We start from the raw sequence: 17,121 nt of genomic DNA, 5'->3' as shown, positions 1-17,121 counted from the left end.
GAAAGTATTATAAGTTATATTTTTAATAAAACTGAGGTGTTTTAAGTGAGTATTCATTATTATTTTAGTTGGTTTAGTGAAGGATTTCCAGATTGTGTTATTAAAAAATTAAATGATGATATTAGTTTAAGGAAATTACTGGTTATGATTAGTGGTAGTCCAAGTGATCCTTTTGAAAGTGATTTACTTGCAAAGTCATGGTTCAATAAAGGGAATATATTTTTTGATGAATATGAAATAATCAATTATAAAAGTGATAAAAATAAGACTAATGAAATTATAAAAAACGCATCTGTAATATTTTTATGTGGTGGATATCCTAGTTTACAAAATGATTTTTTAATAGAATATAATCTTATAGATTCTATAAAAGTTAGTGATGCTATTATTATGGGAGCAAGTGCTGGTGCAATGAATATGTCATCAAAGTGGCTAAGCTCAAAAAATACAAGCCAGAATGTTAGTAAAAGTTCAATAATTTCTGGTATAGGAATGGATAGTATATATTTTTGCACTAAAGAAAATCAGTCTATTAATGATACTCAACTATTAGAAGAATTACTACCATTATCAAATGAAATTGATATTTATATGGCTATTGATGAGGTGGCAATTAGAATAGAAGATGGTATTGATATTAGTGGAGAGGTTTATTGTATTTCCAAAGGAATCATTAAAAAATTAAAATCAACATTTTAATAATTTAGTTGAGCTTTGAAAAATTAAAAAATAATTTAATAAGAAAATTTGATGATATCTTTAAAAAATGGAAAAGAAACAGCTACCAAGTCAAGATAAGTTTTATATAATATCTAATTCTTTTGTAAAATAAAATCTATATTTTAGAAGGTTTAAAGGAAATGACAAAAAGTTTTTGCAAGAGAAAATGTCATTTTCAAAAGACTTTTGATAGATAATTTATAATTTATCTTTTAAAGTTAGACTAGGGGGTGAATATATGAATTTAGAAAATCAAATTAAAAGTCATAGAAAGAGACTTTCTTTATCTCAAGATGAGTTAGGAGATAAGTTATATGTTACTAGGCAGACTATTTCTAATTGGGAAACTGGTAAAAGTTATCCTGATGTAAATAATCTTATACTTTTAAGCTCTTTGTTTGAAATTTCTATAGATGAACTTATTAAAGGAGATATTGAAGAAATTAGGAAAATAGTAGATGAAAGTGTTGTTACTAGACTACAAAAACTAAGTGTTATTTATACAGTTTGCTTTATAGTAATGCTTTTATCGATTGCTCCACTATTTTATTATTTTAAATGGATTGGGTTTTGTATTTGGTTAGTTATAGCAGTTATTTGTTTTATTCCAGCAATTAAGATTGAAAAGATAAAAAAACAAGAGGATATTCAAAGCTATAAAGAAATAGTTGCTTTTATGGATGGAGAAAGACTTGACGAAATACAGAAAGCTACAGAAAAGGGAAAAAGAATTTATCAAAAAATATTTCAAGGAGTAATTTTTTCAGTAATAGGTTTTGCAGTAGGATATTTAATGATGATGTTATTAGATAAATTTGCTTAAAAAATATTAGAGTTATTATTTTTATACTAAAAGAAAATTTAATATGAATATAATTTGATCTATTATATAATTAGAAGTTTTATAATATTGCAAAAATAATATATAATATATAATGTGTTCTAAACTATATAAAAAGGGAGAAAATTATGTCAAAAGCAGTATGGATTATATCTTTTAAATTAAAAGAGAAAGTATCTAAGAAAGAGTTTATAGAAGCAACAAAAAAGTTATATGACAATGTATTATCTAAAGCAAAGGGATTTGTTTCTTGGGAACAGTATATTCAAGATGATATTTGGACAGATTTTGTTACTTGGGAATCTTATGAAGATGCACGTAATGGAGTTAAGGCTGGAACTGGTAATGAATATGCAAAGAAATTTTATTCTATGATTCAGCTTAAGACTTGTAATATGTTAACTTCTTCATTTGTAAAAAAATATTAGAAAAAAACAGTTATTTTAAAAAACAGTTTTTTTATTTAACTTTAATTTGTTAGTTACTAGTGTAATTTTTTATTTGCTCGGTTAATTAAATTATCTAATTTTGAGTTTCTTTTCCGTGTCACAATACATTTTATCTATTATGTAGTCTTTTAATTTCTCTGTTGATTTAATAGATTCTTTTAAGTCTTCAGTGGCAGTACTAGGGAATGGGAAAAATATTCTAGTATCTCCAGATATTGTAAGTTCACTTTTACTATGAAAGTGATCTCCAGCTATTAGTATTTTATAGTCCGTGTTGTAAAGAGAGATAGAGCCTTTTGTATGCCCTGGAGTTTCTATAATTTCTAGCGAAGAAATTTTGTTATTTTCTGACAAAATATTATATTTTAGTGTTTCGTTAATTTTTTTCAAACACTGTTTTTTATAAAGTTCTTCTTCATTTTTACCAATATGAATTTTTGCATTAGGATATTTGTTTTTTATTCTATAAAGTCCACCAATATGATCATCGTGTGCATGGGTTAGAATTATATCTGTTAGTGGCTTATTTATATTTTGAATATATTTAACAATTTTATTGCTACAATTTTTCAAGGATGTGTCTATTAATATTAATTTATCTTTATCTTCCCATATATACACATTTGTAAATAGCATTAAGGGAAATGTTAGTGTGTGTAGGTTTTTATAAGTTTGTTGTTTCATTAAATTCCTCTTTCTAACAAAAACTCAAATATTTTATTTACCATATCATCTGTAAATTCGTTAATATTAGGGGTTGGATTTTCTAAAGCTATTGAACGTTTTTCCATGAATTTTTGCACTGTTTTTAGTATATATGTGTATATTTTACCTTTTGCTCGAATATTTTGGTAGTGTTGTTTTTACAATCTTCACTAAATTCTTTATTAGATAGTTGCAGTAGTTCTTCTATTTCTTCTAGGGAAAAGTTAGCGTATTGTAAAACTTTTATATATTTTATCTTTGTATATTCTTCTTCACCATAAACTCTATAATTATTTTCTTTTCTTTTTGGCAATATTAAACCTATTTTTTCGTAGTACCTTAGTGTTTCTGGTGTTGTATTTGTAAGGGATGAAAATTCTTTTTTACTCCACATGTTATTCCTCCTTTTTTGTTAGTATAACATTGGAGTTGAGTACAAGGTCAATAGACAAAATAAAAAAACCAGAGGAATTAATATTCTCTGGTTTTTTTATTTATTAGTTTAAGCTTCTTTTTTTGTTGTATAAAGAATAGCTCCTGCAACTAATATTCCTACACCAATAATTGACATGTAGTTTTCAGTTGTACCTGTTTTAGGTAGTTTCTTTTCAGTTTCTTTTTTCTTAGTTTCTTTTTTCTCAGGCTCTAATTTAGTTTTTTCATTACTAGTTGTTTTTCCTGTTGAAGGAGCATATACAGCTGTATATGTGTCGTCAGATGAACCGAAAGTATAAGGTATTTCTACTTCATATCCTGGAGTAGTTGAAGCTGTTCCTTCTTTACCAATATATTTGTATCCTTTTATTGGAGGAAGTTTAAGCATTCCAGTATCACCAATTTTACCATCGAAAGAATCACTAGTCTTTAATGTCTTTCCATTTTCATCTACATAAACAACTGTTAATGTAAGAGGAATACGCTCATAAGTAAGAGTAATAGTATCTCCATCTTTGTCAGGCATTGTTATTGTTTCTGGACCAGTATACTTGTATCCTGCAACTTTTGGAGCTTTGAAGTCTTTAACTTCACCAGCTTCTCCATATTCTCTAATACCAGGAGCTCCTATTACAGGGTTTCCTTCTTCATCAACAAATTTAATTATAGCTGTTATTCTAGGCGCTTTTAAAAGTTTTACAACTATATCAACTTGTAAGTCTTTTGAAACAGTACCAGTTATAGTGTTATTTGCACTGTTATATGCAAAGTCTCCACCTTTAACAGAAATAATCTCAACTTCTGTTGGCTCAACAAAAAATGTTAATTTTTCACCGACAACTCCTGATTTACCAATTTCATAAGCATTTACTAAAGAACCATCTTCTTTTTGAACAATGTAGTTAAACATTACAGTTGTTTTATCAGTTTCTTCAGTAGAAGCCTCAGTTTCTTTAGCTGGAGCCTCAGTTTCTTCAGTAGAAGCCTCAGTTTCTTTAGCTGGAGCTTCAGTTTCTTCAGTAGAAGCCTCAGTTTCTTTAGCTGGAGCTTCAGTTGGTGCATCTGTAGCTTCTGCTTCTTCAGTAGTTACTGGTGGAACTTCTTCAGTTTCATTTGCAGAAACTACATCGCTGAAAGTTGATCCCCAAATTAATGCACCAGCACAAATTAGTGAAAGAACTTTTTTTGTCTTAATTAACTTCATTTAATAACCTCCTTATTATACTATGTGCATTAAATTTAATAAATAATATTTTATCATGCACAATCATAATATATTATAACATAATATATTATCCAGAGAAGATATAATTAAAAATACAAGTAATATAAATTTCATTATAAGAAAAAAACAATATTTTTTATTGATATGATTTGATTTAAAACATAATACCAAATTTTAACAATATTGTAACAATTTATTAAAATTATTGGTATATAATTAAAATGTTAAGTGAAATATATAAAAAATTGGAATTAATAATAAGGGGATAAAATGAGAATAGATCACGTTATATTTAATATAAATGAAAAATACCAAAAAGATACAGAAATTATAAATCAAATAAAAGATACTGGACTTTTATATGCTCCAGAAAAAGGGAAAAAAACAAAGGGATTTAAAGTAAGCAATTTATTTATAGGAAAAGAGTATTTAGAATTTGTAAATATATTACAAGAAGATGATAGCGGTTGGAGAAAAGAGTGGGTAGACTTATACAACGACAATTATAAAGGATGTACTTGTATTATGTTAGATATTCCAAAGCTTAAAGAAATAAAAAAGAAATTGGAAGAACTTAAAATAGATAGTATAGAAGAAGAAAAAGTTAGTTTTAAAATTTTTGGACTTTTTACAATAACTCAGCCTTGGACAAACCTGTACTTACCATTTTTTGAAAACGAAAATATACAAATAGGTTTTCAACAGTATGATAAACCGAATTATTTAGAAAAAATGTCAAAGAGAATGGTTCCGAATAGTACAGAAAATGGCATAACTGGTATATCTTCAATAGTTTTACAAGGAAATTGGACAACAAAAGACTTTAAACTTTTGTCATTTGTATTTTATGACTACATAGAAGATGATAGAAATAGATTAGTAATTAAATTAAACGAAAGACAAAAATTAATATTTGAAAAAGCAGATAGATTAAACGTAGAAATATACGTAACAAATAACAGATCAATAGCAAAAACAGTTAGAGTAGAAAACTCTCAAATAATTGCTGCAGATAGAGTAGAAAAAGAAGAGTTTTAAAAATTTATTCAACTAAAGGAGATAATATGGGAATATAATACTCGCTTAGTGCGAGGGGAAGCCTTGCTAATAAAAAATAAAAATTAGGAGGCAAAAATGACATATTTTAAATTTGAGAATAAAAATATATATTACAAAGAAGTTGGAAAAGGAAAACCTGTAATATTTTTACATGGAAATACAGCATCATCAAAAATGTTTAATATGGTACTTTCAGTTTATAAAAAGAACTTTAAAGTTATATTAATAGATTTCTTGGGAAATGGAAAATCAGATAGGGTAAAAGAGATACCAACAGATATTTGGATTTGGCAAGCTAAACAAGTAGTTGAATTAATAAAACATTTAGGTATAGGAAAAGTTTCTTTAGTAGGGACTAGTGGAGGAGCTTTTACAGCTATTAATGTTGCATTACTGGAACCAAATTTAATAGAAAGGGTAGTGGCAGATAGTTTTGAAGGTAGAAAATTAAAAGACGGTTTTTCAGATTATATTTTAAGAGAAAGAGAAAGTGCAAAAAATAGTTTTTTTGCAAGAAAATATTATGAATACAACCAAGGGAAAGACTGGAAAAAAGTTGTAGATTTAGATACTAAAGCTCTTGTAAAGCTTTATGAAAATAAAAGAAAACTATTTGTAAAACCAATAGAAAATTTACAAATTCCAGTTTTATTTACAATTAGTCTAGAAGATGAAATGCTTTCAAAAAACACAACAAAAAAGTTTGAAGAATTAAAACAAATATTAGAAAATGTACAGGTACATTACTTTGAAAAAGGAGGGCATCCTGCTATTTTATCCAATGCAAAAGAATGTGCAAATATTATAACAGAGTTTTTAGTAAAATAAAAAAGCAGGGGAAACCCTGCTTTTAATTTAAAACAATAGTTGCAAGTAGTGTATTATAAACAAAGTGTAGCACTATTGAACCATATAAATTGTTTGTTTTTCTATGAACAAAATCACATAGAAAATGTAGTAGTGCGAGAGCAATGATATATGGAACTGTAAGTATGGCTAGGAAAAAGTTCCAGATATAACCCATATAAAAGGATAGTGCATATTAATGAATAAAATAAATGTACATATATTAGACAATATCTATACAAAAGGAACAATTAAAGCTTATAAATTTCTAAACCAAAATGTGAAAAATATTGTAAATGAAAACACAAAATTTAGTATAATAGGACCGTATATACACTTTGTTTTATCTAATACAATGGAGTTAAAAATATGTATTAAAAAATTAGAAAAAGCATATATTATAACTAATTGAGCATCTAAGCGTAGGATCATGATTAAAGGAATTTTTGTAAATATAAACAGGATTCCAGAAAATATGATTATTAAAAATTTCCATTTCATTATAATGCTAAGTCTTGTTTGTATATATCCTCTAAAAACTAACTCACTTGATATAGCACTTGCTAAAAATGGCGAAATATAGAAGAATCCACCCGTTGACATATCAAAGTACATTTCACCAGTTATTAAATAAGAAAGTAATAGAAAAATGCTAGTCCCTACTAATCCAAGTAACAAACTTTTAAAAAGATTTTTAATAGTAAGTCCTATATATTGTAGTTTTTCTTTATCAAAATATACTACAAATGAAAAGGTAATTAAAATAATTATAAGATTTACAATAATAATAGATATAAATAATGTTGTAAACCCATCTTCAATATCAGTAAAATTCATAATATTTACTATTAAAAAGTAAATAAATGGTACTGCACAGTATGCAATACAGTAAATCAAGAATAACAAATTAGCTCTATTTACTTGTGATATAGCACGTTTAGTATCTTCTAAATTCAAGTCATCATTTATTGAAATATATTTCATGATATCTCCTTTCTTTTTAATATTTATATAATATGATATATTAAAGCAATACACAAATTAAAGGAGAAAAAATGTACAAATTTTATAATAAATTAAACAACGATATTAAACACATAAGAGAAGAAGTTTTTGTAAAAGAGCAAAAATTTGCAGACGAGTTTGACGATGTAGACCAAAATTGTATACATTTACTATATTTTTACGAAAATATACCAGTTGGAACAGCTAGAATTTTTAATAGCGAAGAAAATTTTGAAGAGTATCATATTGGAAGAGTGGCTATATTAAAAGATTATAGGAAGTTTGGTTTGGGCAAGAAAATAATACTTGCAGTTGAAGAAAAAGCCAAAGAGCTAGGAGCAAAAAAACTAGTGTTGTCAGCTCAAAAGCCAGTAGAAGAGTTTTACAAAAAATGTGGATACATAAGTGTAGGAGAAGAGTACTTCGACCAGTGGTGTCCTCACATAGATATGGAAAAAGAAATTTAAAAACACATAAGAGGTCAGAAAGAGGTAGAAATGAGAAAAGTAAAAAGTAGTTTAATACTAGTGTTAACTTGTTCTGTAATTGGAGCGTTAATATACTTTTTAATGACTAGCTTGTCAGAAAAAGCAGAGTCAAAGAGCCTTACAAATATAATAAATATAACATTTTTAGTTATTATGTTTGCTTTTTTAGCAGTAGTACTAACATATAGCATGGCAAATGCGTTTTTAATAATATAAATTGGAGAAGAAAATGGATATTTGGGAAAAATTGTATTTACAAGCTAAAGAAGAGTACAACCCTAATGAAGTTTCACCATTTATATATGCACATCATGTAGTTTCTGCGGTAGAAATGGAAGATGGAAGGATATACACAGGATTTTGTATAGAAAGTGCTTGCGGAGTTATGGATCTTTGTGCAGAAAGAGTAGCAATTTTAAAAGCTTATATGGAAACAGGTGAAACTACAATAAAAAGATTAATAGCATTTAGAGATGTACCACCAAAAGAGGGGGAGGACAATATACCTTGTGGAGCTTGTAGAGAATTTTTAATGCAACTAAACGAGAAGAATAAAGAAACAGAAATATTAATAGACTATGAAAAAAGAAAAACATTAAAATTAAAAGAACTATTGCCAATATGGTGGAGAGAGAAAAGGTATAAAAACAATAAGACAGTATAGGCTGTCTTTTTTCATTTGCAAAATTAGTATTTGTGTAATAGCCTAATAATGAGGTGAAAATATGAAAAGGGACATGGAACTTGTTAGAAAAATTTTGTTTAAAATCGAAAAAGAGTATATTGATACAGCATTAAGTTATGATAATATAAAAATAGAAGGATATGATATGAAAACAATAGGATACCATTGTGATTTAATGTATAATGTAAATTTATTATCATATTATAATCCTAGAGTTTATGATAATGAATTGGGTTATTTTTTTGTAGGAAAATTAACTTGGGAAGGACATGAGTATTTAGATAAGATAAAAAATGAGAATGTGTGGAATAAGACTAAGTCTACTATTAAAGAAAAAGGATTAGAATTAACAATGGAAATTATACCTAAAGTAGCTGGTAAAATTATTTCAGAGATGATTTAAGGATTAGTATTGGGTAAAGTTATAAATATTTTTGATAATAGGGAATTGGCTGGAATTATAATTATTGTTTTTATTATATTAATGGTAATGATGTTTGCTCCTAGTGAAAACAGATTAAAGATATTAAGAAGTTTAGTTGAAATAGTAAGGGAATTTTTGCATAAAAAAATAATAACTTTAATTTTTATAATTATTATGTATTTAATTATAGCACTTTATTTTTTAATAAATTAGGGTATTGGGATGTATCATTTTTAGGAGAAACCATTAAATGGGTAGCAATTATATGTTTTTCTTTAATTGGAAAGATTATTTATGAGGCTAGAAATATAAAGTTTTTTGTGAGTTTAATAAAGGACAAATTTAAATTTATAGTTATTATTGAATTTGTATTTAGTTTTTGGACATTTAATATATTTGTAGAAATAGGTGTTGGCTTATTAATGATGCTAATTTTGTCATTAATTACAGCTGATACCAAGGAAGAGTTTCTTAGTATAAGAAAATTTTATAAGCTTGTAACAATAACTTTTGGAGTTGCTGTAATATTTTTAGTAGTAAATAATATTGTAAAAAATCCAAATGATTTTTTTAGCATAGAAACACTAAAAGAGTTTATTTTGCCAATATTTCTATTAATAGTATTATTACCAGTATTTTATGGTTTAGCAGTATATAACTTATATGAGAACATATTTTTGAAATTAAGAATAGATATATTAGAAAAGAAGAAAATGAAAAAATCCGTAATTAAATATTGTAATATTAATTTAAATAAGTTAGATATTGTTTATAAATTTATAATGAAGAATGGGCAAAGAGATTTGGAACAATTCTTTTATAATCAATAAAAAAGACTACAATGTAGTCTTTTTTTGTTTCCAACTATTCTATTGTTCTGCTATTACACTCCCTGATTCATGTGTAGTTATTTCTGTTTTTTCTTTAGTATCTTCTACTATTTTTATTGTTAGTGTGTATTCTTCTTGTATATTTAGGTCTGATATTTGGTCGGCTATTCTTGTTGTTAGTTCGTCTGCTTTTTCTTTTGTTGTTCCTTTTTTTACTGCAGCTATTATTGTTATATCAGCAGTAGATTCATCTGTTATTTGAAGGTTTTTTATTGCTGCAAATTTTTCTTTGTTTTGTAATTCTTTTTCAATACTTTCTATTTCTATTTTTTCTGTTTTAAATGTTGTTATTTTTGGTTTTGGCTTTGTTGTTTCTGGTGCTTGTGTTTCTATTACTGTTGGTTCAGTTGGGGATGTTGTTTCTTCTTTTTTGTCTTTACATGATGTTATTGTAAATGAAAGTGATAGTACTAGTACTAGTATTAGCGTTTTTTTATTTTTCACTTTTTACCTCTTTTCTTTCTTTTTGTTTTTAAAAATCCTACACTTTTGTGTAGGATTCTTTTATTGGTATAATTTTTGGAATAGTATTGTATCTGTTCCGTCTTCTTCTACTTCTATATGTGCAGGATAGTTAGTTGTCATTGTTGTGTTATATTTTTTTATTATTTCGTTTAGTTTGTCATATATTGTATTTGCTACTTGTTCTGCGTCACCTTGACTTAGTCCTTGTTCTACTTCTATTTCTATTTCAATATTTCCATTTTCTACATCTACATCAAAGTCTCTTATTTCTGCGTAACTTTCGTTTCCTTTTACTTCTCTTTCTAATTCATCTTCTACTTTTGTAAGGTCTACTTGTATTTGTGGTGTTACTGGTGTTGTTGTTTCTTGTGTAGATGATGTTGGTGCTGTTGTTTCTGTTGGTTTAGTTTCATCAACTATTTTTGTGGGTTCTTTGGTTTCATTTTTTTTATCTTTGTTACAAGCTGTTAGCCCTACGACAAGTGTTAGTGTTAGTGCTATTGCTATTATTTTTTTACTTTTCATTTTTTATTCCTCCAATTTTTAATATAGGTTAACCTCTTTAAAGAAGAAGTCCAATTTCTATATTTATTATAGCATTAATTTTTTGATTTATAGACTATTTTTTAATTGTTGAAATATCTTAATATTTGTTATTTATTTGTAATAATATTTTATTATTTAAATTTAAACAAAAAAGCTACTTTAACTATACTAAGTTAAATAATTGTAAGATTTAATTTAGTTAATAACCGAGAAGGAAGTATAGTTAAAGTAGCGGTAGAATGTAAAATAATCGGCTACACTAATATATACAATTTTAAGTAGCCATTTGTTACAAGTATTTGAAACTAAGTGATAATTTTACATATTATATAAAAATATTGCAATAAAAAAGAACAAATATCTAATTTTATTTTATGATATTTATTTCTTTAAAATATAAGTTTTATATTAAAGTAAAACTATTAATATTCTACTAAGTATTGTTCTAAAAGTGTTACATTACTTGTTGGCATTTCATCAACTTCTAAAATTTCAATTTCATCTTGTAATCTAGAAATTTAGCCATATTAAGCAGTGCATTTTCTTTGAAAGATTCTAAAGTTGAAAACTCTTGATTGTCTAGGGGAAAAGTAGTATCAAAATATTCCTTACCATCATAGTCACTAGGAATATTTATATGATATTTAATATTATTGTATTTAAATACAAGATTTAGGATAGGAGCATTAATATTTACACATTGTTGCATTAATTCTAAAATTACTGAAGTTTTACAAAGAGCATACATTTTTTTCTTTTTAGAAAATAATCCAAATATAAAATCACCTCGCTTTTTAAGTTTACAAATAAATTTATTTTTTATATTTTTTAGATATTAAAATACAAGTACCTGATACTATAATAAAAATTAAATAAATAGCTATTATTTTAATAGCATTTTCTTTATTTATTTTATAAAGAGGTTCCAAAACTTTTTTATGAGTTTTTGTGTATCCGCCAATAGCAGTGTGAAGAACTAAGGCGATTATATTTACATAAAAAATAGGTGTTGACCAGTCTTTTAAAGTATTAAATTTTTTCTTATAATCATTTTCTCTTAAATTTACGTAGAAAAACATAGAAAAAACAAATAAATTTAAAAATAGAGGAAACTTTGGAGAAGTTGAAATATCTTTTATATCTCCAATAATTGCAAATATAATTATAGAAACAGTTAAAAAAACTATCCAGTCTAAAAGGCAACCTAGATTTTTATGTTTTTGAAGAAAGTTGTTCATTAAGCTCTCCTTTACAAGCTAGTCTTTGTAAATTATAGCATTAATTACAAAATAAAAAAAAGACACAAGAAAGTGTCTTTTAATTTGAAACTTTGTAAAATACTGTATAAAGATAAGCTGTTTTACCTTCAGGTGTATCATCTTCTGTTTGGAAAAGTTGTACTTTAACATCTTCAGAAGTGTTATAAGCTCCTTCAACTCCACTAATATTTATAGTGTATGTAGAATCATTTTTTAGTTTTTGATTTAAAACTACTTGGTTTGCTACTGAAACGAAACTAGTTTTATTTTCGTCAACGTTAAAAACTTTTATTTCTAAAGACTTAGTACTACTGTTAATATTTTCAGTTAAAATTTCAAAGTTCATATTTGGGTTATTGTTGTTAGAAACTTCTTCAGTTGGAGTAGTTTCTTCTTTTCCAAAAATATTATCAAGAAAATCACAGCCAGTAAAGGCAAATAATGAAATAGCTATTAAGCATATTAAAATTAATTTTTTCATAAATCCTCCTAAAGTAACAATATATATATAATATCTTAAAATTAAGATAGAAGCTACTTTTAAATTGTAATGAAAATTATTAGTTATATTTTTAAATTAAGGAATTTTAGTTAAGAAGTAGGTTGATATAATGTAAGAGTAGTATTGGGAAAGAAAATAGATTAAATTGAAAAAATAATATATAATATAATTAATTTTATTAAGAAGGTGATTTAGTCCGACGCATTCTATATTGCAGTTTTAAAATATAAATGAAACGTGGAAAAGTTAGTAATCTTTAAATGCATAAAAAATATAAGTCTATTAGATAGGCTATCTTTTTGTGTGGAGATTATTAAGGTTTTCTACGTATATTGTCTGTAGAAAACTATCTACAGATTTTTTTGTTTTAGAAAGGATTAAATTAAAATGTTAGAAAAAATAATTAAGTTATCTAAAAAGCCAAGTTTATATGAAAAGAGCGAAAGTAAGTTTTGGGACGATTCACACATATCCAAAGAAATGCTAAAAGCACATTTGAACAAAGAGGTAGAGTCTGCAACAAGAAAACTTGAATTTGTAAAAAAATCAGTTAATTGGATATCTGAAGTTTTACCAAAAGAAAAATATAAAGAAATTTTAGATTTAGGGTGTGGACCAGGAATTTACTGTGAGTTATTGAAAGAAAGAGGATATAAAGTAACAGGGGTAGATTTATCTAGAAACTCAATAAATTATGCAATAAAAAGTGCAAAGGAAAAACGTTTAGATATAAATTATATTGTAGCAGATTATTTGGAATGGAAATTTCCAAAAGAAAAAAATTTAATTACTATGATTTACTGCGATTTTGGAGTTTTATCAACAAAAGAAAGAAAAACAATACTTAATAAAATTTACAATTCACTTGATGAAGAAGGAGTATTTTTATTTGATGTTTTTACACCAATAAAAAATAAAAACAAAAGTGAGTTTAAAAATTGGAGTGTTGAAAATAAAGGTTTTTGGAGTGACAAACCTTATTTATTATTAGAATCATTTTATAAGTATGAAAAAGAAAATACTTTTTTAAATCAATATATAGTTAGTACTTCTAAAAAGACTGATTATTATAATATTTGGGAACATACTTTTGAAATAGAAGAACTAATAGAGGAATTAGAAAAAGCAGGGTTTTCAAATATAGAAATATATAAAAATGTTGCAGGAGAGAAATATTTTAAAGATAGTAAAACTATGTGTTTATTAGCTAGGAAAAATAAATGTTAGAACTGACTACCAAAAAGGGTAGATATAACACTAAGAGGTGAAAAGTAATGAATAAAGAAGAGAAAATAAAAGTTTTACAAGATATTGTAAAAATAAAATCTGTAAATGGAAATGAGTTAGAAGTAGCAGAGTATATAAAAAAATTACTTAATGAACATGGTATAAAGTCAGAGCTAATAGAATACTCCGAAGGTAGAAGTAGTTTAGTAGCAGAAATTGGTGAAGATAACGGAAAAGTTTTAGGATTTACTGGACATATGGATGTAGTAGACGTAGGAGACGAAGCTGACTGGAAATACCCACCTTTTGAAGCACATATAAATGATGGGAAATTATATGGTCGTGGTTCAACAGATATGAAAAGTGGATTAACAGCAATGATAATTTCAATGATAGAGTTAAAAGATGAAGATGTTAAATTAAATGGTAAAATTAGACTACTTGCAACAGTAGGCGAAGAAATAGGAGAGTTAGGATCAGAGCAATTAACAGAAAAGGGATATGCTGATGATTTAAGTGCTTTAATAATAGGTGAACCAGCTGGTACTAGCATAGTTTATACACACAAAGGTTCAATAAATTATAGAGTTAAATCTACAGGAAAGGAAGCTCATAGTTCAGCACCAGCTCAAGGAATTAATGCAATAAACTATATAAGTGAATTTATAAATATAGTAAATAAAGAAATGAATAAAATTGCAGAAAAATACAATAACGAAGAACTTGGAAGAACTATTCATAATGTAACAGTTATTAGAGGAGGAAACCAAGTTAATACTATACCTTCTGAAGCAGAACTTCAAGGTAATATTAGAACTATACCAGAATTTGATAATGATAAAGCAATAAACTTAATTGCAGAAATAATTAAAAATCTAAATGAAGAAAAAGATTGTAAGCTTGAATTAACTATAGATTTTAACAAAATTCCAGTGGAAACTTATAAGGATTCAGAAATTATAAACATAATTCAAGATACATGGCTAGAAAATAATAAAGAAAAATTGTCAGTAATAGGAATATCTGGAACTACAGATGCAGCTGAATTTACAAAATCAAAAAATAAATTTGACTTTGCTGTGTTTGGTCCAGGAGAGCCTATGTTGGCACATAAAGTTGATGAGTATGTAGAAATAGACAACTATTTAGATATAATAGAGGCATATAAAAAAATAGCAAAAAGATATTTATCATAGAAATATAAAAAGCACTTGAAATAGTGCTTTTTATATTTCAAATTAATTACAGAATGTAAATAATTTTATCAATAAGTAAAAATAAATAAATTATTAAAGCAAGAATTTTGCTTAAGGTAGAAAAAGTTAATAAAGATACATATAAATATGAGTAATATAGAAATAAGGTGACATATGAAAAAGGAGAGAATATGAGTGTAATCTTTTACGGTTGTATTAGTTTAGACGGTTATTTATCAGGAGAAAACCATGATTTAAGTTGGCTATACGACTCTGGTGATTCTGAAGAAACAGATTATGAAAATTTTTATAAAAATATAGATATAACTATTATGGGAAGAAATACATTTAATGAAGTTAATAAAATAGCCCTATTTGATAAAGTTTACCCTAGTACAATAAACTATGTATTTACAAGTCGAAAAGATATTAAAGAAGAAGGTGTAATTACAGTTTCAGAAAATGTTAATGAATTTGTAAAAGGTATAGAAAAAGATAAAAATGTTTGGGTAGTTGGAGGAAGTAAAATAGTAAGTTCTTTAATAAAAGAAGATTTAATAGATAGAATGTATATACAAATAGCACCTGTAATAATAGGTGGAGGAATACTACTATTTGAAAAACTTGAAGTACAAAAAAGATTTAAGCTGATGGAAGTAAAAAAATATGGACAATTTGCAGGGTTAATTTATGAGAAAATGAAATAGTAAGTTTGTTTTATCAAAATGGATAATTATTTAACGTTTAATTGCAGGAATATAGTTATTTCTTAATTTATATAAATATATTAATATAAAAAATTGAATAAATATTTTTATTATGATATAGTAGGTCTTAATTTTAATTTAAAGAGGTTAGAAAATAGGAGGGGTACATGGAAAACTTGAAGGCTACTTTATCTATGAGGCAAGGTATTGGAATTTTAGTTTCTACTTTACTAGGTTCTGGGATTTTTATTGTTCCTGCAATGATTGCATCAGAGGTTGGAATTTTATCTATTTTTTGTTGGATTCTAATTATTATTTTAATGATTCCAATTGCTATCACTTTTGGAGATTTAGGTGCAAAGTATCCTAATGCTAGTGGAGCTGCATTTTTTGTAGAGTCTGCTTTTGGCAAGGGGATTGGAAAGGCAATTTCTTTTTTTATATTTGTCTGTTATTCCTATTGGTCCACCTGTTGTTATTATTACTGGTGCTAGTTATTTTGCGTCTGCTATTGGTATGGAAGATTATGGTTTTTTAATTTCTATTGTTTCAATTTTTCTAATGTTTATTATTAATGTTTTAGGAATGGAGGTTTCTTCTAAAATTCAGGGAGCTTTATCTGTTGTTTGTCTAATTATTTTCTTAGGTATTATTGTTGTAGGTATTATTAATTTAGATAAGGCTGATCCTGTAAATATAAGTAGTTTAAAGCTATCTGATTATAGTTTGTCCAGTGTTTTTTCTGCTTTGGCTATGACTTTTTGGTGTTTTGTTGGTATTGAAGCGGTTTCTCATTTGGCAGGGGAGTTTAAGGATGTTAAAAGAGATTTTCCTAGAACTATTATTTTTAGTGTTATTATCGTAGGTTTTTTGTATTTATCTGTTGGAATTATTGTATTTTTATTTAATGCTTATGGAAATTCTAGTATTAATGACAATTCTTTAGTGTACTTGTTAAGTATTTTTTATGGTGGTATAGGAAAGTTTGTTATTGGAATTTTAGGTTTTATAACTTGTATTTTAGCTAGTAATTTGTATATTTTAAGTAGTTCTAGGTTATTAATGGCTTTAAATAAAGGTAATAAATTTTCAAAGGTTATTAAAGGAAATGTTCCTATTTACAGTTTAATAGTTTCTTTTTTAGCTGTACTTGTTACTGTTACTTTAAGGTTTAAATTTAAGATTGACTTATCTGAATTAATTAACTATGCAAATGGAGTTTTTATTTTAATTTATTTGTTTGTTATGTTAGCAGGTATAAAGCTACTAAGCGGTGTTAAGAAGGTTCTTTCTATTATTTCTTTTTTTCTATGTTTTATAATTTTATTTAGTATTGGTAAACACGCTATATATGGAATTGCTGTTTTTGGATTTATTTTAGCTGGAATTGTATTACATAGAAAATTTAAATAGTTCTATATATAAATTTATAGGCTATATATTGTCT

Annotated in this window: 25 protein-coding genes; 16 read left to right on the top strand and 9 right to left on the bottom strand. The window is 26.1% G+C overall.

Annotated elements, in window-relative coordinates; all coding sequences use genetic code 11:
* Positions 1-45: 45 nt before the first annotated feature.
* From CS899_RS03145 to CS899_RS03135, 3 genes are all read left to right on the top strand, one after another.
* On the top strand, positions 46-699 hold the full coding sequence (locus CS899_RS03145; RefSeq protein WP_099203491.1) for a type 1 glutamine amidotransferase family protein: 654 nt from the start codon (positions 46-48) through the stop codon (positions 697-699).
* Positions 700-958: 259 nt separating this feature from the next.
* Positions 959-1,543 carry a helix-turn-helix transcriptional regulator gene (locus CS899_RS03140; protein ID WP_099203490.1) on the top strand — a complete coding sequence of 195 codons (585 nt, stop codon included), beginning with the start codon at positions 959-961 and terminating at the stop codon, positions 1,541-1,543.
* 146 nt (positions 1,544-1,689) lie between these two features.
* Positions 1,690-1,989, top strand: coding sequence for a hypothetical protein (locus CS899_RS03135; RefSeq protein WP_099203489.1), 300 nt, complete (start codon positions 1,690-1,692; stop codon positions 1,987-1,989).
* Positions 1,990-2,079: 90 nt separating this feature from the next.
* Here CS899_RS03135 and CS899_RS03130 read toward each other — a convergent pair whose 3' ends face one another.
* From CS899_RS03130 to CS899_RS03120, 3 genes are all read right to left on the bottom strand, one after another.
* Entirely contained in the window at positions 2,080-2,694 is a 615-nt protein-coding gene (locus CS899_RS03130) for an MBL fold metallo-hydrolase (protein WP_099203488.1), read from the bottom strand.
* A gap of 124 nt (positions 2,695-2,818) precedes the next feature.
* On the bottom strand, positions 2,819-3,109 hold the full coding sequence (locus CS899_RS03125) for a MerR family transcriptional regulator (protein WP_099203487.1): 291 nt from the start codon (positions 3,107-3,109) through the stop codon (positions 2,819-2,821).
* Between the two features lie 108 nt (positions 3,110-3,217).
* Positions 3,218-4,354, bottom strand: a complete 1,137-nt coding sequence (locus CS899_RS03120; protein ID WP_099203486.1) for a MucBP domain-containing protein — start codon at positions 4,352-4,354, stop codon at positions 3,218-3,220.
* Between the two features lie 291 nt (positions 4,355-4,645).
* Here CS899_RS03120 and CS899_RS03115 point away from each other — a divergent pair, with 291 nt between their 5' ends.
* Positions 4,646-5,413, top strand: a complete 768-nt coding sequence (locus CS899_RS03115) for a transporter (protein WP_099203485.1) — start codon at positions 4,646-4,648, stop codon at positions 5,411-5,413.
* A gap of 96 nt (positions 5,414-5,509) precedes the next feature.
* On the top strand, positions 5,510-6,262 hold the full coding sequence (locus CS899_RS03110) for an alpha/beta fold hydrolase (RefSeq protein WP_099203484.1): 753 nt from the start codon (positions 5,510-5,512) through the stop codon (positions 6,260-6,262).
* A gap of 276 nt (positions 6,263-6,538) precedes the next feature.
* Here the strand turns inward: CS899_RS03110 and CS899_RS03105 are convergent, their stop codons facing one another.
* Positions 6,539-7,264 carry a CPBP family glutamic-type intramembrane protease gene (locus CS899_RS03105; RefSeq protein ID WP_099203483.1) on the bottom strand — a complete coding sequence of 242 codons (726 nt, stop codon included), beginning with the start codon at positions 7,262-7,264 and terminating at the stop codon, positions 6,539-6,541.
* 71 nt (positions 7,265-7,335) lie between these two features.
* Between CS899_RS03105 and CS899_RS03100 the strand changes: the two genes are divergently transcribed.
* The 6 genes from CS899_RS03100 (at position 7,336) to CS899_RS03075 (ending at position 9,712) form a co-directional block, all read left to right on the top strand.
* Positions 7,336-7,752: a GNAT family N-acetyltransferase gene (locus tag CS899_RS03100; protein ID WP_099203482.1), complete on the top strand. Its 417-nt coding sequence runs from the start codon at positions 7,336-7,338 to the stop codon at positions 7,750-7,752.
* Between the two features lie 30 nt (positions 7,753-7,782).
* Complete coding sequence (locus CS899_RS03095; protein WP_099203481.1) at positions 7,783-7,989, top strand: hypothetical protein; 207 nt, start codon at positions 7,783-7,785, stop codon at positions 7,987-7,989.
* A gap of 13 nt (positions 7,990-8,002) precedes the next feature.
* A complete protein-coding gene (locus CS899_RS03090; protein ID WP_099203480.1) occupies positions 8,003-8,437 on the top strand; it encodes a cytidine deaminase family protein in 435 nt (144 codons plus the stop codon).
* A gap of 61 nt (positions 8,438-8,498) precedes the next feature.
* On the top strand, positions 8,499-8,861 hold the full coding sequence (locus CS899_RS03085) for a DUF2513 domain-containing protein (protein WP_099203479.1): 363 nt from the start codon (positions 8,499-8,501) through the stop codon (positions 8,859-8,861).
* Between the two features lie 9 nt (positions 8,862-8,870).
* Entirely contained in the window at positions 8,871-9,095 is a 225-nt protein-coding gene (locus CS899_RS03080) for a hypothetical protein (RefSeq protein WP_099203478.1), read from the top strand.
* A gap of 107 nt (positions 9,096-9,202) precedes the next feature.
* Positions 9,203-9,712: a hypothetical protein gene (locus CS899_RS03075; protein WP_099203477.1), complete on the top strand. Its 510-nt coding sequence runs from the start codon at positions 9,203-9,205 to the stop codon at positions 9,710-9,712.
* A 39-nt stretch (positions 9,713-9,751) separates the two neighbouring features.
* On the opposite strand, the gene CS899_RS10760 is transcribed toward CS899_RS03075, so the two are convergent.
* The 5 genes from CS899_RS10760 to CS899_RS03055 all read right to left on the bottom strand — a co-directional run bounded on the left by CS899_RS10760 (position 9,752) and on the right by CS899_RS03055 (position 12,523).
* On the bottom strand, positions 9,752-10,216 hold the full coding sequence (locus tag CS899_RS10760) for a hypothetical protein (RefSeq protein ID WP_129582276.1): 465 nt from the start codon (positions 10,214-10,216) through the stop codon (positions 9,752-9,754).
* A gap of 60 nt (positions 10,217-10,276) precedes the next feature.
* A complete protein-coding gene (locus tag CS899_RS03070; RefSeq protein ID WP_099203476.1) occupies positions 10,277-10,762 on the bottom strand; it encodes a hypothetical protein in 486 nt (161 codons plus the stop codon).
* 505 nt (positions 10,763-11,267) lie between these two features.
* Entirely contained in the window at positions 11,268-11,531 is a 264-nt protein-coding gene (locus CS899_RS03065; RefSeq protein ID WP_099203475.1) for a hypothetical protein, read from the bottom strand.
* Positions 11,532-11,595: 64 nt separating this feature from the next.
* Entirely contained in the window at positions 11,596-12,021 is a 426-nt protein-coding gene (locus tag CS899_RS03060) for a hypothetical protein (protein ID WP_099203474.1), read from the bottom strand.
* 79 nt (positions 12,022-12,100) lie between these two features.
* Positions 12,101-12,523: a hypothetical protein gene (locus tag CS899_RS03055; RefSeq protein WP_099203473.1), complete on the bottom strand. Its 423-nt coding sequence runs from the start codon at positions 12,521-12,523 to the stop codon at positions 12,101-12,103.
* A 408-nt stretch (positions 12,524-12,931) separates the two neighbouring features.
* On the opposite strand from CS899_RS03055, the gene CS899_RS03050 reads away from it, so the two are divergent.
* The 5 genes from CS899_RS03050 (at position 12,932) to CS899_RS03030 (ending at position 17,087) form a co-directional block, all read left to right on the top strand.
* Positions 12,932-13,771: a class I SAM-dependent DNA methyltransferase gene (locus tag CS899_RS03050; protein ID WP_099203472.1), complete on the top strand. Its 840-nt coding sequence runs from the start codon at positions 12,932-12,934 to the stop codon at positions 13,769-13,771.
* Positions 13,772-13,818: 47 nt separating this feature from the next.
* Complete coding sequence (locus CS899_RS03045) at positions 13,819-14,967, top strand: ArgE/DapE family deacylase (RefSeq protein WP_099203471.1); 1,149 nt, start codon at positions 13,819-13,821, stop codon at positions 14,965-14,967.
* Between the two features lie 191 nt (positions 14,968-15,158).
* The gene (locus tag CS899_RS03040) at positions 15,159-15,674 is read left to right on the top strand and encodes a dihydrofolate reductase family protein (protein ID WP_099203470.1); all 516 of its coding nucleotides are present in this window, start codon (positions 15,159-15,161) and stop codon (positions 15,672-15,674) included.
* Positions 15,675-15,841: 167 nt separating this feature from the next.
* Positions 15,842-16,168 carry an amino acid permease gene (locus tag CS899_RS03035; protein WP_099203469.1) on the top strand — a complete coding sequence of 109 codons (327 nt, stop codon included), beginning with the start codon at positions 15,842-15,844 and terminating at the stop codon, positions 16,166-16,168.
* A complete protein-coding gene (locus tag CS899_RS03030; RefSeq protein ID WP_164995831.1) occupies positions 16,092-17,087 on the top strand; it encodes an amino acid permease in 996 nt (331 codons plus the stop codon). The genes CS899_RS03035 and CS899_RS03030 overlap by 77 nt, the downstream gene beginning before the upstream one ends.
* The last annotated feature ends 34 nt before the right edge of the window (positions 17,088-17,121 follow it).

It is taken from the genome of Miniphocaeibacter massiliensis (assembly GCF_900232905.1).
Lineage (GTDB): Bacteria > Bacillota > Clostridia > Tissierellales > Peptoniphilaceae > Miniphocaeibacter > Miniphocaeibacter massiliensis.
This window is presented reverse-complemented; position numbering and strand designations above follow the sequence as displayed.

Excerpts from the sequence above, each read along its gene's own strand:
- CS899_RS03140 (WP_099203490.1), top strand. The coding sequence starts at position 959 with ATGAATTTAGAAAATCAAATTAAAAGTCATAGAAAGAGACTTTCTTTA.
- CS899_RS03135 (WP_099203489.1), top strand. The coding sequence starts at position 1,690 with ATGTCAAAAGCAGTATGGATTATATCTTTTAAATTAAAAGAGAAAGTA.
- CS899_RS03130 (WP_099203488.1), bottom strand. The coding sequence starts at position 2,694 with ATGAAACAACAAACTTATAAAAACCTACACACACTAACATTTCCCTTA.
- CS899_RS03125 (WP_099203487.1), bottom strand. The coding sequence starts at position 3,109 with ATGTGGAGTAAAAAAGAATTTTCATCCCTTACAAATACAACACCAGAA.
- CS899_RS03120 (WP_099203486.1), bottom strand. The coding sequence starts at position 4,354 with ATGAAGTTAATTAAGACAAAAAAAGTTCTTTCACTAATTTGTGCTGGT.
- CS899_RS03115 (WP_099203485.1), top strand. The coding sequence starts at position 4,646 with ATGAGAATAGATCACGTTATATTTAATATAAATGAAAAATACCAAAAA.
- CS899_RS03110 (WP_099203484.1), top strand. The coding sequence starts at position 5,510 with ATGACATATTTTAAATTTGAGAATAAAAATATATATTACAAAGAAGTT.
- CS899_RS03105 (WP_099203483.1), bottom strand. The coding sequence starts at position 7,264 with ATGAAATATATTTCAATAAATGATGACTTGAATTTAGAAGATACTAAA.
- CS899_RS03100 (WP_099203482.1), top strand. The coding sequence starts at position 7,336 with ATGTACAAATTTTATAATAAATTAAACAACGATATTAAACACATAAGA.
- CS899_RS03095 (WP_099203481.1), top strand. The coding sequence starts at position 7,783 with ATGAGAAAAGTAAAAAGTAGTTTAATACTAGTGTTAACTTGTTCTGTA.
- CS899_RS03090 (WP_099203480.1), top strand. The coding sequence starts at position 8,003 with ATGGATATTTGGGAAAAATTGTATTTACAAGCTAAAGAAGAGTACAAC.
- CS899_RS03085 (WP_099203479.1), top strand. The coding sequence starts at position 8,499 with ATGAAAAGGGACATGGAACTTGTTAGAAAAATTTTGTTTAAAATCGAA.
- CS899_RS03070 (WP_099203476.1), bottom strand. The coding sequence starts at position 10,762 with ATGAAAAGTAAAAAAATAATAGCAATAGCACTAACACTAACACTTGTC.
- CS899_RS03065 (WP_099203475.1), bottom strand. The coding sequence starts at position 11,531 with ATGTATGCTCTTTGTAAAACTTCAGTAATTTTAGAATTAATGCAACAA.
- CS899_RS03060 (WP_099203474.1), bottom strand. The coding sequence starts at position 12,021 with ATGAACAACTTTCTTCAAAAACATAAAAATCTAGGTTGCCTTTTAGAC.
- CS899_RS03055 (WP_099203473.1), bottom strand. The coding sequence starts at position 12,523 with ATGAAAAAATTAATTTTAATATGCTTAATAGCTATTTCATTATTTGCC.
- CS899_RS03050 (WP_099203472.1), top strand. The coding sequence starts at position 12,932 with ATGTTAGAAAAAATAATTAAGTTATCTAAAAAGCCAAGTTTATATGAA.
- CS899_RS03045 (WP_099203471.1), top strand. The coding sequence starts at position 13,819 with ATGAATAAAGAAGAGAAAATAAAAGTTTTACAAGATATTGTAAAAATA.
- CS899_RS03040 (WP_099203470.1), top strand. The coding sequence starts at position 15,159 with ATGAGTGTAATCTTTTACGGTTGTATTAGTTTAGACGGTTATTTATCA.
- CS899_RS03035 (WP_099203469.1), top strand. The coding sequence starts at position 15,842 with ATGGAAAACTTGAAGGCTACTTTATCTATGAGGCAAGGTATTGGAATT.